This is a genomic window from Streptomyces sp. NBC_01255 (genome assembly GCF_036226445.1).
Taxonomy (GTDB): domain Bacteria; phylum Actinomycetota; class Actinomycetes; order Streptomycetales; family Streptomycetaceae; genus Streptomyces.
The window spans coordinates 5,861,660-5,876,984 of record NZ_CP108474.1 but is presented as its reverse complement, the minus strand read 5'-3'; the positions used below and the strand labels follow the sequence as shown (position 1 = coordinate 5,876,984).

The 15,325-nt window shown below is 72.1% G+C and carries 13 protein-coding genes; 4 read left to right on the top strand and 9 right to left on the bottom strand.

Annotation, left to right across the window (positions count from 1 at the left end):
- The first annotated feature begins 58 nt into the window (after positions 1-58).
- Entirely contained in the window at positions 59-1,846 is a 1,788-nt protein-coding gene (locus OG357_RS26580) for a LuxR C-terminal-related transcriptional regulator (RefSeq protein WP_329623543.1), read from the top strand.
- Between the two features lie 143 nt (positions 1,847-1,989).
- Complete coding sequence (locus OG357_RS26575; RefSeq protein ID WP_329623542.1) at positions 1,990-3,363, top strand: FAD-binding oxidoreductase; 1,374 nt, start codon at positions 1,990-1,992, stop codon at positions 3,361-3,363.
- Between the two features lie 8 nt (positions 3,364-3,371).
- Here the strand turns inward: OG357_RS26575 and OG357_RS26570 are convergent, their stop codons facing one another.
- The 3 genes from OG357_RS26570 to leuA form a co-directional block, all read right to left on the bottom strand.
- Positions 3,372-4,064, bottom strand: a complete 693-nt coding sequence (locus OG357_RS26570; protein WP_055643543.1) for a TerB family tellurite resistance protein — start codon at positions 4,062-4,064, stop codon at positions 3,372-3,374.
- Between the two features lie 131 nt (positions 4,065-4,195).
- A complete protein-coding gene (locus OG357_RS26565; protein WP_329623541.1) occupies positions 4,196-5,605 on the bottom strand; it encodes a choice-of-anchor A family protein in 1,410 nt (469 codons plus the stop codon).
- Positions 5,606-5,865: 260 nt separating this feature from the next.
- Complete coding sequence (gene leuA / locus OG357_RS26560) at positions 5,866-7,638, bottom strand: 2-isopropylmalate synthase (RefSeq protein ID WP_329623540.1); 1,773 nt, start codon at positions 7,636-7,638, stop codon at positions 5,866-5,868.
- Between the two features lie 295 nt (positions 7,639-7,933).
- Between leuA and OG357_RS26555 the strand changes: the two genes are divergently transcribed.
- Positions 7,934-8,998 carry a M4 family metallopeptidase gene (locus tag OG357_RS26555; protein WP_329623539.1) on the top strand — a complete coding sequence of 355 codons (1,065 nt, stop codon included), beginning with the start codon at positions 7,934-7,936 and terminating at the stop codon, positions 8,996-8,998.
- A 20-nt stretch (positions 8,999-9,018) separates the two neighbouring features.
- Positions 9,019-9,270 (top strand): protealysin inhibitor emfourin, encoded by a 252-nt coding sequence (locus OG357_RS26550; RefSeq protein WP_329623538.1) that lies wholly within the window; start codon positions 9,019-9,021, stop codon positions 9,268-9,270.
- A gap of 3 nt (positions 9,271-9,273) precedes the next feature.
- Here the strand turns inward: OG357_RS26550 and OG357_RS26545 are convergent, their stop codons facing one another.
- The 6 genes from OG357_RS26545 to OG357_RS26520 all read right to left on the bottom strand — a co-directional run bounded on the left by OG357_RS26545 (position 9,274) and on the right by OG357_RS26520 (position 15,265).
- Entirely contained in the window at positions 9,274-10,620 is a 1,347-nt protein-coding gene (locus tag OG357_RS26545) for a TerD family protein (protein ID WP_329623537.1), read from the bottom strand.
- Positions 10,621-10,659: 39 nt separating this feature from the next.
- Positions 10,660-11,610, bottom strand: a complete 951-nt coding sequence (era, locus tag OG357_RS26540; RefSeq protein WP_399222362.1) for a GTPase Era — start codon at positions 11,608-11,610, stop codon at positions 10,660-10,662.
- Between the two features lie 51 nt (positions 11,611-11,661).
- Positions 11,662-12,621 (bottom strand): WxL protein peptidoglycan domain-containing protein, encoded by a 960-nt coding sequence (locus tag OG357_RS26535; RefSeq protein ID WP_329623536.1) that lies wholly within the window; start codon positions 12,619-12,621, stop codon positions 11,662-11,664.
- Positions 12,622-12,687: 66 nt separating this feature from the next.
- Positions 12,688-14,022: a beta-xylosidase gene (locus OG357_RS26530; RefSeq protein WP_329623535.1), complete on the bottom strand. Its 1,335-nt coding sequence runs from the start codon at positions 14,020-14,022 to the stop codon at positions 12,688-12,690.
- A gap of 191 nt (positions 14,023-14,213) precedes the next feature.
- Positions 14,214-14,693 (bottom strand): hypothetical protein, encoded by a 480-nt coding sequence (locus tag OG357_RS26525; protein ID WP_329623534.1) that lies wholly within the window; start codon positions 14,691-14,693, stop codon positions 14,214-14,216.
- Between the two features lie 209 nt (positions 14,694-14,902).
- Positions 14,903-15,265 (bottom strand): cytidine deaminase, encoded by a 363-nt coding sequence (locus tag OG357_RS26520; protein WP_329623533.1) that lies wholly within the window; start codon positions 15,263-15,265, stop codon positions 14,903-14,905.
- Positions 15,266-15,325: the final 60 nt, after the last annotated feature.

Here is a 15,325-nt window from a genome sequence, read left to right as displayed (position 1 = left end):
ACCCGCGCCTCCGCCTCTTCCCGGTCCTACTCTGAGAGGACCGGGAAGAGGCGAAGCCATGTCCGCACCCACGCTCCACACGCCGCAGACGTCCGACACCGCCGACACGGCCGACGCCGTCGAGCGCGCCCGGGACGCGGCCGGGCGGGAATCCTGGGCCGAGGCGTACGCGCTGCTCCACGCCCACGACCTGCACCCCTCCCGCGGTCTTACCGCCGACGACCTGTCCGTGCTCGCCGACGCCGCCTGGTGGTCGGGGCACATCGACGAGTCCGTCACCGCCCGCCTCCGCGCCCACGCCGCCTTCCTCGCGGCCGGGGACCACCGGGGCGCCGGGCTCGCCGCCTGGTGGCTGCACTACGAGTACCAGAGCCTCGGGCGGCCCGCCGCGGCGTCCGGCTGGCTCCACCGGGCCCGGCACCACCTGGAGGACCTGCCGCCCTGCCCCGAGCAGTGCTTCCTCGCCTGGACGGACGCCGAGGAGGCCGAGCAGCACGGCGACCGGGCCGCCGCCCTCGCCGCGGCCCGCCGCATGACCCGCCTCGCCCTCCGCTCCGCGAGCCCCGACCTCGTCGCCCTCAGCCGCCAGGCCGAGTCCGCGGTCCTCCTCGCGAACGGCCGCAGGACCGAGGCCCTCGCCCTCCTCGACGACGCGATGTGCTCGGTCACCGCGGGCGAGCTGAGCAGCATGTTCACGGGCTGGCTGTACTGCCTGGCCCTCACCCAGTGCATGGAGGCGGCGGACTTCGGGCGGGCCGTGGAGTGGACGCACGCGGCGATGGAGTGGTGCGCGCCCCCGTGGACCGGCCGCCCGGCGGAGCCGGGGCCGGAAGCGGGTACGGAGACGACGACCGCGGCCGCCCCGGCCATGACCCCCGTCCCGGCCCTGGCTCCGGCCTCCGGCGAGAACCCCTTCCGGGGCGTCTGCCGGGCCCACCGCGTCGAGGTCCTCGACCTCCTCGGCACCTGGGCGCTCGCCGAGGAGGAGGCCCGGCAGGCCTGCCGTGAGGTGCCGGTGGACTGTCTGGAGTCGGCCGCCGCCGCGTTCTACGCCGCCGGGGACGTCCAGCGGCGGCAGGGCCGCCTCGACGAGGCCGCCGCGTCGTACGCGCACGCCCACGAGCTGGGCCGGATCCCGCAGCCCGGGCTCGCGCTGCTGCGCCTCGCGCAGGGCAGGGCGGACGCGGCCGTCGCGGGCGTCGACCTCGCCCTGGCCTGCCAGAGCGACCCGCACCACGACCTCCTGGGCAGGGCCCGGCTGCTCGCCGCCCGTACGGAGGTGGCCCTGGCCGTCCGGGACGTGCCGGGCGCTGCCCGGGCCGCGGCGGAGCTGGGCGCATTGGCCGGGGACGTACCGCTGCTGCGGGCGACGGCCGACACGGCCCAGGGCGCGGTCGCCCTGGCCGAGGCCCGCACGGGCCCCGCGCTGCGGCTGCTGCGGGCGGCGCTCGCCGGCTGGCTGGAGCTCCGCGTCCCGTACGAGGCCGCGCAGGTGCGGATGCTGCTCGCGGCGGCCGACCGGACGGTGGGCGACGAGGAGGCTGCCCGGCTTGAGCTGGGGGCGGCGCGGGCGGTGTTCGAGCGGCTCGGAGCCGTACCGGACGCCCGGCGCGCGGCGGCGCTGCTCACCGGCGGGAAGCGGCACCGGCTGCCGGGCGGGCTCACGGCCCGCGAGGCGGAGGTCCTGCGGCTGGTCGCCGGGGGCGGGACGAACAAGGACATCGCCCACGCCCTCGTGATCAGCGAGCACACGGTCTCCCGGCACCTGAACAACATCTTCGCCAAGCTGGACGTGAGCTCCCGCTCGGCGGCGACGGCCTACGCGTACGCCCACGACCTGCTCTGACGCGCCCTGAGGATGACGCCCTGGTACGAGATGACGCCCCGGACGAGATGACGCCCTGGTACGAACGGCCCATCCCCCGTCGGGTGGGCGGATGGGCGGTTCGGGCGATGCCCCGCCCGGTTCCCCCGGGCTACACCGGAACCATGACCACCACGACCAACCCCCTGGACACGCTCCGCGGTGCCGTGCGCGGCACCGTCGTGACCCGCGGCGACCCGACGTACGACGTCGACCGCCGGGTCTACAACGCCCTGCACGACCGCCGGCCGGAAGTCGTCGTCCACGCCGTGGACGCCGGCGATGTCATGGCGGCGGTGCTGTACGCCCGGGAGCACTCCCTCCCGCTCGCCGTGCGCGGCGGTTCCCACTCGGTCGCCGGGTTCGGCACCGTGGACGACGGCCTCGTCGTCGACCTGTCCCGGATGCGGGGCGTGCGGGTCGCCCCGGAGGCCCGTACGGCCCGGGCGGAGGGCGGCGCCACCTGGGGCGACTTCAACCACGCCACCCACGCCTTCGGGCTCGCCACCACCGGCGGGGTGATCTCCACGACCGGCATCGGCGGTCTGACGCTCGGCGGCGGCATGGGCCACCTGGCCCGCCGCTGCGGGCTGAGCTGCGACAACCTGATCGCGGCGGACGTCGTGACCGCCGAGGGCACGCTCGTCTCCTGCGACGCCGAGCGGCATCCGGACCTGTTCTGGGCGTTGCGCGGCGGCGGCGGGAACTTCGGGATCGCCGTCTCGCTCGCGTACCGGCTGCACCCGGTGTCGGACGTCTTCGGCGGCCTGACCTGCTACCCGCTCGGCCCGGACGTGGCCCGCGCCTGGCAGCGGATGAACGAGGACGCGCCGGTCGAGCTCAACTCGATCCTCGTGATCGCGCTCGGCCCCGAGGAACCGTTCCTGCCGGAGCGCTGGCACGGCCGCCCGATCTGCGCCGCGTTCACCTGCTTCAGCGGCCCGGCGGCGGACGACGACAAGGTCCTCGCCCGTCTGGACGGGCTCGGCCCGGTCGTCGGCCGGTTCATGGAGCGGATGCCGTACCCGGTGATCAACACCGTCTTCGACGAGCAGCTGCCGCCGGGGCTCTTCCACTACTGGAAGGGCAACTTCAGCCGCGGGCTCACGGACGGCGCGATCGACGCCCACATGACGTACGGCGAGACGATGCCGTCGATGGAGTCGGACACCGCGATCTTCCCGATCGACGGGGCCTGCCACGAGGTGGGTCCGGAGGAGACCGCGTTCGCCTACCGGGACGCCGTCTTCTCGCACTCCATCGGCGCGACCTGGGCGACCGGCGCGGCGGACGCGGAGGCGAACATCGCCTGGACCCGCGCCTACGACAAGGCGCTGCGCCCGCACACCGAGGAGGGCGGGTACGTGAACTTCATGGACACCGACGACCAGGACCGGGTGCGGGTCAACTACCGGCAGAACTTCGACCGGCTGCGTACGGTCAAGCGCCGGTACGACCCGGAGAACGTGTTCCGGCTGAACCAGAACATCCAGCCGTGAAGGGAGCCCTACGACACCGTCCGTGCCGAGGCGAGGAGGCGGACGGTGTCGTCGGGGGCCAGCGCGAGCGCGTTCCCGACGGTCCCGAGGACCTCCATCTCGGTCGGGCTGTAGACCCCGTCGGCGAGGGCGATCCGGGCGGCCTGGAGCAGGATCGACTCCCGCCCGGCGGGCGCCAGGTGCGGGGTGAGCGGCTCCAGGGCCTCGTGGAGTTCGATCGCGAGGAGGCTGCCCTCGGGGTTCACCTCGGGCATGAAGCGCCCGGTGTCGGCCTCCAGGGCCTCGACGAGGTCGACGAGCTGGACGGCCGTGCACTCGGCGAAGCCGGCGGACCGGACCGCGCTCACGGCCCGGTCGAGGACCGCGCGGGAGTCGGTGCCGCCGGCCGCGAGCACGGCCAGGGCGACGGTGTGCACGCCGTCCCGCAGCATCGCCGAGAAGCGGCTCGTCGTCGGACGGTCGAGGACCTCCGTACCGAAGTGCGTGTGACAGGCGGCGCACTCGACGACGGGGCCCGTACAGCCCCGGGGCAGGACGGGGACGCCCAGGACGGCGAACCTGCGGCGGCCGGTGCGCCGCCGGTAGTTCCGGTCGCCGCCGCACTCCTCGCAGAAGAACTCGCCGTCGCCGACCGTGTTCCAGGAGGTGCGGATTCCGCAGACGCCCACTTTCCCACCACGTGAATTCCGGGCAGAGCGCACACGCACCTCCTCAACGGCCCGGCTGCACTGCCGGCGTTGGCGTGATGTTAGCCACATCCTTGATGTGGCGTCAGCACCCCGTCAGCAGATCGCCGTGGAGATGGCCGAGACACGACACCGTCCGCGAAGCCTCAGGAGGCGCGGCGGCGGCGCTTTGCGAAGGCCAGGAAGCCTCCGCCGACGAGGACGGCGGCCGCCGCGGCACCGATCGTGCCGGGTCCGATGGCCGAACCGGTCGTCGCGAGATCACCCTCCGGGGTGGCGGACGGCGCCGTCGAGGGCGTGGCCGGGGCGGTGGTGGCCTCGTCGGGGGTTCCGGGGCCGCCCGGGGTCTCCGACGTCTCGGGGGTGCCGGCGGGCGTCGACGGGGACGCGGAGGTCCCAGGCGTCTCGGAGGCGCCCGGGGTCTCCGGGGTCGCGGGGGTCGTGGGCGTCCCGCCGCCCTCGCTCGGGGTCGGCTCGGGGGTCGCGGGCGGGGTGGGGACGGCCGTCTCGGTCGGCGTCGGCGGCTCCGGGGTGACGACCTCGCCGGGGGTGGTCTCCTTCGGGAGGCAGCCCGTGAAGTTCATCTGGTGGGTCTCGGCGCCGGGGACGGTCTTCAGGGACTCGGCGATGACGGAGCCGTTGACGTGGCCGGGGCCGATGTTCTGCCCGCCCATCTCGACGGCGGCGTTCGGCGCGAGGATCGTGCCCGGCCAGGAGGTGTAGTTCTTCTTCACGCTCTCGGCCTGCGGGAAGTTCCACAGCAGCTTGGAGCGGATCTGGCGGAACTCGTCGCTCGCCAGGTTGTAGTCGTCGATGACCGGGGCCGTGCCGTCCGCGCCCTGGTAGTAGACGCCGTAGGTGGCGGACTTGCTCATGTCGTACGAGGCGCCGAGGACGTTCACGAGGGTGGAGGAGCCGGCCGGGACCTTGAGCGTGATCGCCCGGGCCTTCTCCAGGTCGGCGGCGTCCACCGCGAAGACGTTGAGCTCGGTGCTCGTACCGGTGAGGAACAGGCCCTGGGCGTCCTTGTCGCCGGCCACCGTGCCGTTGGGCGCGGTGCCCGCCCAGCCGGTGGAGAGGGCGCGCAGGTCCGCGAACTCCTTCGCGAAGTCGACGGGGGAGGTCGGGGAGGCGCCCTCCTTGACCTTGTCGCCGTCGACGCCGAAGCCCTGACCGGGGGTGGAGCGGTCGACGACCTTGCCGGCGATGCCGGTGCCGTTGTCCAGGACGACCTGGTTCGCGTACAGCGTGCCGCCGACGACGAGGCTGTGGCCGCCGGGCAGTTTCGCGAGGTCGGCGCCGGTGAGCTTGTGGCCGATCGAGAACCCGGAGGGCTGCTTCGGGTCGCCGAAGGTGGCGTCGCCGCCGACCGCGACCGCGCCCTCGGAGTCGGAGTGGCGGACGGAGTCCTTCTCGACGAACTCGGCGTAGAGGCCGGCCGTGCCGAGCGGATGCGTCGCGCACGACGTGGCAGGGGCGGCGGAGACGGCGGGGGCCCAGGCGAGGGCGGTGCCGGTCACCGCGAGGACAGCGGCCACAGCAGCGGTCGTGCGCATACGAAACTCCAGGTCAGGGAGGTGCGAAGGGGGCGCGTGGGGGGAGTGTCCGAGGGGACGAGCCGACCTTCCGCCATTCCCCGATGTGCCGTCAACTCACCTGATATGACGCCGAATCTGGCATGGCGGCATGATCTTCCTTAAGCGAACCTGAAACCGTGACGCAGGTCACACGGGAGCTCGAAGACAAAGCTGCCCCGCACCCTCCGGGAGGAAGGGTGCGGGGCAGCAGTAGTGAAGCGCGTCAGCGCATCGGAGGGTCAGCGCGCCGAGCGGTTGACCGCCGAGATGACCGCCTTCAGCGAGGCGCGGGTCGTGTTGGCGTCGATGCCGATGCCCCACAGGACCTGACCGTCGATGGCGCACTCGATGTACGAGGCGGCCTGCGCGGACGCGCCCTCGCTCATCGTGTGCTCCTGGTAGTCCAGCAGACGGGCGTCCACGCCGATCGACTGCAGCGCGGCGAAGAAGGCCGAGATCGGGCCGTTGCCGGAGCCGGACAGCACGGTCTCGGTGCCGTCCACGACCGCCTCGACGGTCAGCGTGTCCGTGCCGTCGGTGTCGGAGGTGGTCTGGCCGGAGCGCAGCTGGATACGACCCCAACGAGCCGCAGTATTGTCCGGGTTGGGCAGGTACTCGTCCTGGAAGACGGCCCAGATCGCGGCCGGCGTGACCTCGCCGCCCTCGGTGTCGGTCTTCTGCTGGATGATCTTCGAGAACTCGATCTGCATCCGGCGGGGCAGGTCCAGCTTGTGGTCGTTCTTCAGGACGTACGCGATGCCGCCCTTGCCGGACTGCGAGTTGACCCGGATGACGGCCTCGTAGGAGCGGCCGACGTCCTTCGGGTCGATCGGCAGGTACGGGACGGCCCACTCGATGTCGTCGACGGTGACGCCCTTGGCGGCCGCGTCGGCCTCCATCGCGTCGAACCCCTTCTTGATGGCGTCCTGGTGGGAGCCGGAGAAGGCGGTGTAGACCAGGTCGCCCGCGTAGGGGTGGCGCGGGTGGACCTCCATCTGGTTGCAGTACTCGCTGGTGCGCCGGATCTCGTCGATCTGCGAGAAGTCGATCTGCGGGTCGACGCCCTGGCTGAACAGGTTCATGCCCAGGGTGACCAGGTCGACGTTGCCGGTGCGCTCGCCCTGCCCGAACAGGCAGCCCTCGATGCGGTCCGCACCCGCCATGATGGCCAGCTCGGCGGCGGCCACGGCCGTACCGCGGTCGTTGTGCGGGTGGACGGACACGCAGATGTGCTCGCGGCGGGTCAGGTTCCGGGACATCCACTCGAACCGGTCCGCGTGCGTGGACGGCGTCGAACGCTCCACGGTGGCGGGCAGGTTCAGGATGATCTCGCGGCCCGGGCCCGGCTGCCAGACGTCACAGACCGCCTCGCAGACCTCCAGGGCGAAGTCCAGCTCGGTGTCGGTGAAGATCTCGGGGCTGTACTGGTAGCCGAAGGTGGTGCGCTCGTCGAGCAGCTTCTCCGCGTACTCCATCACCAGGCGGGTGCCGTCCACGGCGATCTGCTTGATCTGCTCCTTCGAGCCGCGGAAGACGACCCGGCGGAAGGTGGGCGCGGTGGCGTTGTACAGGTGGACGGTGGCGCGCTTCGCGCCGACCAGGGACTCCACGGTCCGCTCGATCAGGTCCTCGCGGGCCTGGGTCAGTACGGAGATGGTGACGTCGTCCGGGATCGCGCCCTCTTCGATGATGGAGCGCACGAACGCGAAGTCGGTCTCGCCGGAGGACGGGAAGCCGACCTCGATCTCCTTGTAGCCCATGCGCACCAGCAGGTCGAACATCTCGCGCTTGCGGGCCGGGGACATCGGGTCGATCAGGGCCTGGTTGCCGTCGCGCAGGTCGGTCGACAGCCAGCGGGGCGCCTTGGTGATGCGCTGCTCGGGCCAGGTGCGGTCGGGGATCTGCACGGCCTCGTACTGGCCGTACTTGTGGATCGGCATCCCGGACGGCTTCTGCAGCTGCGTCGCGTTGGTGACGGGCGTGGGGCGGCTGACGAAGGGGGACTGAGACATTGCGTTGGGCTCCTCGGGTCCAGCTCAAGAAGGACGGCCGACTGTCGAACGCAACACCAGGTCCCGCGGGGAGGGGGTCGGCCTACGACTACAGGCCCTCGCCGCGGCAGCTAAGGAGAAGCAGCCCGAAACGCATGATGTGCCGCAGCCTAGCTCAGGGACGTCGGAGACGGACGTCCTGTTTCAGTATGCGGGACGGCCCGCGCGTCAAGGCCGATCAGTGACGCATCACTCCATTTCGCCAATCCTCGTCGCATCTCGTGACAGTGGGGTCACGCGGTGCCACATTGCGAGGATGACTCCCCACACGCATCACTCCGCCCCGGTCTTCTGCTCGATCGTCCCCCCGCACCTCCTGGAGCACCTGGCGCGCTCCTCGAACCCGGCCGTCGCCGCCGCCGCCCGCCGCACCCTCATCGCGGACGCCTCGGCCCGTACGAGCCGGGTGCTGCCGCTGCCCGGCAGCGCGCCCACGCTCGCCCCCGCCGACGTCGGCCGCCCGCACCGCACCGTGTACGACTGCGAGCGCGGGACCGAGCTGCCGGGCGTCCGGGTCCGCGCCGAGGGTGAGGAGGCGACGGGCGACGCCACCGTCAACCGCGCGTACGCGGGCCTCGGCGCCACCTTCGACCTCTTCCTGAACGCGTTCGGGCGGGACTCGATCGACGGCGCCGGGCTGCCGCTGCTCGCCTCCGTCCACTACGACGAGAACTACGGCAACGCCTTCTGGAACGGCGAGCAGATGGTGTTCGGCGACGGCGACGACGAGATCTTCCTCGACTTCACGCTGCCCGTGGACGTCATCGGGCACGAGCTGGCCCACGGCTTCACCCAGCACACGGCGAACCTGGAGTACTTCAGCCAGTCCGGCGCCCTCAACGAGTCCGTCTCGGACGTCTTCGGCTCCCTCGTGAAGCAGTACGCCCTCGGGCAGAGCGCCGAGCAGGCCGACTGGCTCATCGGCGAGGGGCTCTTCCACCCGAACGTGGAAGGCACGGCCCTGCGCTCGATGAAGGCCCCGGGCACCGCGTACGACGACGACGTCCTCGGCAAGGACCCGCAGCCCGGCCACATGGACGACTACGTCCGCACGAGCCGGGACAACGGCGGGGTGCACATCAACTCGGGCATCCCCAACCACGCCTTCTACCTGGCGGCGACCGAGCTCGGCGGGAACGCCTGGGAGCGGCCCGGGCAGATCTGGTACGACGTGATGACCGGCGGGACGCTCACCCCGGAGACCCGTTTCTCCGAGTTCGCCGCGGCCACGGTCGCGGCGGCGAAGGCGCGGTACGGCGACGGGGAGGAGATCCAGGCCGTCCTGAAGGCCTGGGCGGCGGTGGGGGTGCCCACCGACTGACCCGCTGGTACACAGGTCCCATGCGGATTCGAGTGCGGCGCACGGGCGGTTTCGCGGGCATCGAGCGGTCGGCGGAGGTGGAGGTCTCGGACCCCGAGTGGGAGTCCCTGGCCAATACCGTCCTCGCGGAGGGCGACGGTGACGTCCGGGGCGTCCCGGACGGCTTCTCGTACGAGATCACGGTCGACGGGCGCACTGTCCGCTGCTGCGACCCGAGCCTCACGGACGCGCAGAGAACCCTCGTCTCGAGGGTCCTCAAGGAGGGCGCGTAGGTCCTAGCGGGAGGTGCGGCGCCAGAATCTGTTCTCCTTCGGGGGCCGGACCTTCAGGGTCCAGTCCCCGTCGGCGCTGACGAGCTGCACGAGCAGGGGCCCCGCGGGCAGGGGACGCGTCTCCCGGGGGAGCCTGCTCGCCTCGTTGGCGAGCAGGTGATCGCGGCCGTCCGGCTCGTAGCCGTGAATGTTGAACCACTCGAAGCTCAACCTCGTGTGGAGCCGGGAGGTGAGCAGGCCGGCGGGGCCCGTGTACAGCAGCGCGTCGGAGCCCCGTCCCTCGGCGGCGCCGTCGAGGACCTCCAAGGTGCTCACCGGACGGACGGCGACCGTCCACGGCTCGTGGCAACTCACGCGCAGGCGCAGCGGGGCCTTGCCGTCGTACCGCAGGACCCGACGGGCCCCCTGGTCCTCCATCAGCGTGTTCGCGAGCAGGGCGTCGCTGTCGCCCTTCTCGTCGATGCTGTGCACGGCGAAATAGCCGTCGCCCTTCCGGGTCGACTCGACGACGACGTAACCGGCCGGGATCGGCACGTCGACGGTGATGTCGGCCTTGCCCTCGCCGCTGCGGACGAACTCCGGGAAGTCCTCTCCGAAGAGCTCGGCGTCCGACCCCGGGCCGGCCTGCGGGGGGCGCTGTACGGGGACCTGCGGCGGTGTCCGTACGGGGGCGGCCTCGGCCTCCGCCTCGGCCTGCCGGACCTTGGCGAGGAGCTCCTCGGGGATGGCCTCCGGGGCGGCGTCGCCGGAGACGGGCTCGTCGGCCGGGACGGGCTCGTCGTCGTGCACGGGCTCGTCATCCGGGGCGGGCTCCGGGTCCCTGCCCACGATGCCGAAGTCCTCGGCGAGGCCGACGAGCCCGGAGGCGTACCCCTGGCCGACCGCGCGGAACTTCCACGCCCCGTCGCGCCGGTAGAACTCGCCGAGGAGGAAGGCCGTCTCGGTGCTCGCGTCGTCGACCTCGTACAGCGCGAGCTGCTCGCCGGTGGTGGCGCTGACCGTCCGGATGTGGAGGCCCGGCACCTGACCGAACGTCCCGTGCTCGCTGGACGCGGTGATCACGATGCGCTGGACGGCGGGCTCGACGCGCTCGGTGTCGATCTCCAGCCAGTCGGCGACCCGCCGCTCCTCGTCCCGCGCCTGCCCGGCCAGGCGCACCGCGCCGGACGCGTGCACCGGCTGGTTGTAGAAGACCAGGTCGCCGTCGCCCCTGACCCTGCCCGAGGCGTCGAGCAGCAGTGCCGAGGCGTCGACCTCCGGTACTCCGTCACCGGCGTCCCGCCGGACGACCGCGATCCGCCATGCCTGCCCGGGGACCGGCAGGTTTCCCCCCTTGACGATCTCTGTCACGGCGCCATGCTGGCACGCGGCCCTGGGGATGTCGACGGGCTAGAAACCCAGCTTCCGCAGCTGCTTGGGATCCCGCTGCCAGTCCTTCGCGACCTTCACGTGGAGGTCGAGGAAGACCGGGGTGCCGAGGAGCGCCTCGATGTGCTTGCGGGACTTCATGCCGACCTCCTTGAGGCGGCTGCCCTTCGGGCCGATGATGATGCCCTTCTGGCTGGGGCGCTCGATGTACACGTTCGCGTGGATGTCGAGCAGCGGCCGGTCCGCCGGGCGGTTCTCGCGCGGGATCATCTCCTCGACGACCACCGCGATCGAGTGCGGCAGCTCGTCGCGTACGCCTTCGAGCGCGGCCTCGCGGATCAGCTCCGCGACCATGACCTGCTCCGGCTCGTCCGTGAGGTCGCCCTCCGGGTAGAGCGGCGGGGACTCCGGAAGCATCGGGACGAGCAGGTCGGCGACGAGCTGGACCTGCTTGTCGCCGACGGCCGAGACCGGGACGATCTGCTGCCACTCGAAGCCCAGCTCCTTGCCGAGCTGGTCGATCGCGATGAGCTGCTCGGCGAGCGTCTTGGAGTCGACCAGGTCGGTCTTGGTGATGATCGCGACCTTCGGGGTCTTCTTGATCGCGGCGAGTTCCTTGACGATGAACTTGTCGCCGGGGCCGAGCTTCTGGTCGGCGGGCAGGCAGAAGCCGATCACGTCGACCTCGGCCCAGGTGGTGCGCACGACGTCGTTGAGCCGCTCGCCGAGGAGGGTGCGCGGCTTGTGGAGGCCGGGGGTGTCGACCAGGATCAGCTGCGCGTCCGGGCGGTGCACGATGCCGCGGACGGTGTGCCGTGTGGTCTGCGGCCGGTTCGAGGTGATGGCCACCTTCTGACCGACCAGAGCGTTCGTGAGGGTGGACTTGCCCGCGTTGGGGCGGCCGACGAAGCAGGCGAAGCCGGCCCGGTGGACGGCTTCGGTTTCTTGGTTGCGAGCGCTCATGGAGGCCATTGTCCCCGATGAGCGCCCGCCTCACGTACTCAGTACGTCCCGGGGCCGGCCTCAGGCCTCGTTCAGGGCCCGGCGGCGGCGCATCCGGAGGCCGAGGAATCCGGTCACGGCCGCGACGAGGAGGGTCCCGGCGGCGAGCCAGGGCAGGGCCATGAAGGACACCGTGCCGCTCTCCTTCACGTCCTTCGCGCTGGCCGTGAGGGTCACGTCACCCCAGTCGAACTGCGGGGATCCGCTCCACCGCTCGGTGAGCCGGATCTTCTGCCGGGGCAGCAGCTCGGACGGCACCTTTGCCAGGTCGCGGTCGAGGAGGGTACGACCGAAGAGCCCCTCGGCCTTGAGGACGACCTTGGGATTGAGGGTGACGTTCCCCCGGTTGTGGAGGGTGTACGTGACGAGGGCGCTGCTCCCGCCGACGCCGGGGACGAGCGGCCGGTCCTGTTCGAGGGTGACGTCCTCCACGGCGAGGGCGGGGACGGTCGGCCCGTTGACCCGGAGGTAGACACGGGCGCCGACCGCGCGCTGGACGCCGACGGCGACGGAGCCCTGTCCGCTCGGGCTGATCCGCTCGTCGAGGGCGACGAGAGCGCCGGGGTGGTCGCCGGGGTCGGCGTCGGCGGGGACGGTCAGCGTGTACGGGACGGTGACGGCGGAGCGCGGCGGGACGGTGACCCGGGTCCGCTCGGGCTTGATCCAGGCACCGGCCCCGGTCTGCTTCTCCGCCTGCGTCCGGATGGCGAAGCCGCCGTCCCGGTCGGTGTTGTAGGCGTCGGCGCCGTACAGCCGGAAGGTGAGCGGGGCGGCCGTCTTGTTGGTGACGGTGACGCGTTCGGTGAGCGAGGTGCCGGGGTCGACGGAGAGGTAGTAGTACGGGCGGCTGCCGGGCTTGGCGGCGGCCGGGTAGACGGCCCACTCGCCGTTCTCGGCGGCGGTGGCCCGGGGCGCGGCGCCGAGGAGCACGAGGAGCGCGGCGACCGCGCTCAGGAGGAGGACGTACGGCTTGCTGCGCACAGTGCGGAGAACCCCCGGGTGCGGAGCGGGCCGGCCGGGCGGTCGCCCGGCCGGCCCGCCGGGTGGTCAGGACAGGGTCAGCGTCAGCACGCCCGCGTACGAGCCGGGCGCGGTGAACGCCGGGACGTCGAGGGAGAGCTTGGCGTCGACGGTGAACTCGCCGCCCGTGAGGGTGCCGTTCGGCGTGGAGGCGAGGGTCGCGCCGCCGCTGCCGACGGGACCGGCCGAGCCGGCCGCGCAGGTGCTGGGGCTGCCGGCCTTGGCGGTGCAGGCAGGGGTCCAGCTGAGGCTCCCGGCGCCGATGGCGCCGCCGGGTCCGGTGAAGTCGGTGACCTTGCCGGTGAGGGACCAGCCCGCGGGGCCGCCGCGGAAGTCCTTGACCGTCACCGTCTTCAGGTCGCCGGTGGCCGCGCCGCCCTGACCGAAGTCGACCGAGGTCAGTTCGACGGCGTCCCCGGCCTGGCTCATGGAGAGCTCGCCCGCCGTGACGGCCGCGGTGATCGTCTGACTGTTCGGCGGTGCCGGGACGACGACCTTGTACGCGGCGGGTCCGGCGCCCTTCTCCGGGTCCCAGGCCGCGCCCTCGTACGCCACGATCCCGGTGGTCGCCGGGTCGTTGACCTTGAGGCGGGCGGCGAACCCGCCCTCGCTGTCGGTCGTGACGGTCATCTTGTCCGCGGTCTCCGCGCCGCCGGCCCGGCCGACGACGGTGACCTCGGTGAGCGGGGTGAACTTGGAGCCGTTGACGGTCACCCGCACCCCGGGGTCGCCGGTGGCGCTGTCGAGCGACAATGCGCGGGCGTTGGGGCTGGTCACGGGGCTCGCGACGACCGTCTCGGAGACCGGGGCGGGCGGGTTGAGCACCGTACAGGGGGTGTCCAGCTCCATGATGTAGCTGGTGTGGATGTTGTAGTCGCCCGGCGAGAGGGTGATCGATCCGGCCTCGGTGACCGTGAAGGTGCCGGTCATGGAGAAGGCCGGGAAGGAGCCCTTGGCCGGGATGGGCGGGTTCTTCTTGGGTCCCGTGACGGTGACCGCGCCGGTCTGGGCGCCGCCGAGGACGACCTTGCCGCTCGGGGTCATGATGTCGGCCGGGAGCGCGAGGTCGACGGGGTTCGACGCGGCGGGCTTGGTGATCGTGTAGGTCACCGTCACCGTGTCGCCGACCTTCGGCGCGGCTTTGTCGACCGTGATGTCGGCCGTCGTGGTGCCCGTGATGGGCGGGATGCCGGCGATCGGCGGCGGGACGCAGCGCGTCTGGAATTCCACCGGGGTGGAGCCGGCGGTCGCGTGGGCCGGAGCGGCGATGGCGCCGCCTGCGGCGACCGCGAGGGCGGTCGCGCCGAGGACGGCGGTCCAACGCCGTCTTCGGGTCGCCGCCCGGGATCGGGTGAGTGCCATGTGTGGGCCCCCTCCTGAGGGATGAGAGGGCGCCATTGACGGCTGCGGGCCGAGAGAAGTCAATGGAATCGAAAACCATCGACTGATGACCCATCAGATTCTGTCAAGATCAGCCCTTTCCTGGCATTTCCCCAGGTCACGCCAGAGACCGGTGCCGCCGTCGGCGACACCGGTCAGGGGTGGGGCAGGGCTCAGCTGAAGACGAACGGGCCCGGCGTCTGCGAGGTCACGGCATCACAGTTCACCGTCACTCCGAAGATCACCATCTTGAGTGCGACACCCGCGAAGTACGAGTTGAGGCTGTCGCCCGAGGCCACGGTCCCGCTGAGGGGGCCGATGGTGACGGGCTGCCCGGCGCCGACCGCCGGGTTCTTCTTCCCGGTGAAGACCCGGGTGCCGCCGCCCGCCTTGGCCAGCGTCAGCGTGGCGTTGATCTGGTCGGCGCCGACCGCGATCGGCGTCGTGACGGCCGTGCTGATCGTCATGGTCGCGGACGTGCCGCTCTGGGTCGCGGTGATGTTGGCGACGCCGCCGCCCCAGCTGCCACAGTCGTACGACGCCGTGGCCGACCCCGGTGCGACGGCCCCGGCCGTCGGGGCGAAGGCGAGTCCGGCGGCGGCGAGCGCTCCGGTGAGTACCGCGACCGTCCCTAAGGTGCTTCTGCTTCTCATGGCGAGTTCGAACCCCTTCCGATGACGAACGCAGGGGTGCGGACACTGCGTGAATGGCGAATATCTGACGGTCCGTCGGGCGAACCGATGCTCATTGAGACGCAGACCGCCAGGGAAGGCAAGAGAAGATGCGGTGATCCTTCACAAACACACAAGGGCCCGGCGTGCCGCCGGGCCCTCGATGTCGCTCGATGTCCTGTTCCCGTCGCTCAGCCCGCGGTGACGGCCTCGCGCAGCTGCCCGTCGGGACCGGCGAGCAGCACCGGCGTCTCCGGGCCGCCGAGGTCCCGTACGGCCGCGCGGTCGGCCGCCGAAGCCGCATCGGCGGCCGACACCACGGCCGCCGCCTCCAGCGACTGGGCTCCGCTGGCCACCGCCATCGCCACCGCGGTCTGCAGCGCGCTCAGCTTGAGCGACTCCAGCTCCACGGTCCCCGCCACGTACGTCCGCCCGGTCTCGTCCCGTACGGCCGCCCCCTCGGGCACGCCGTTGCGCGCGCGGGCGCTGCGCGCCAAGGTGATGATCTTGAGGTCCTCGGCGCCGAGGTCGCCGTGCTCGCTGCTGAGTGTCATGGCCCGAGCATAGGTCGGGGCCCGGGAACAGCCGGACCCCGTCTCATCCCACGGCCGGGC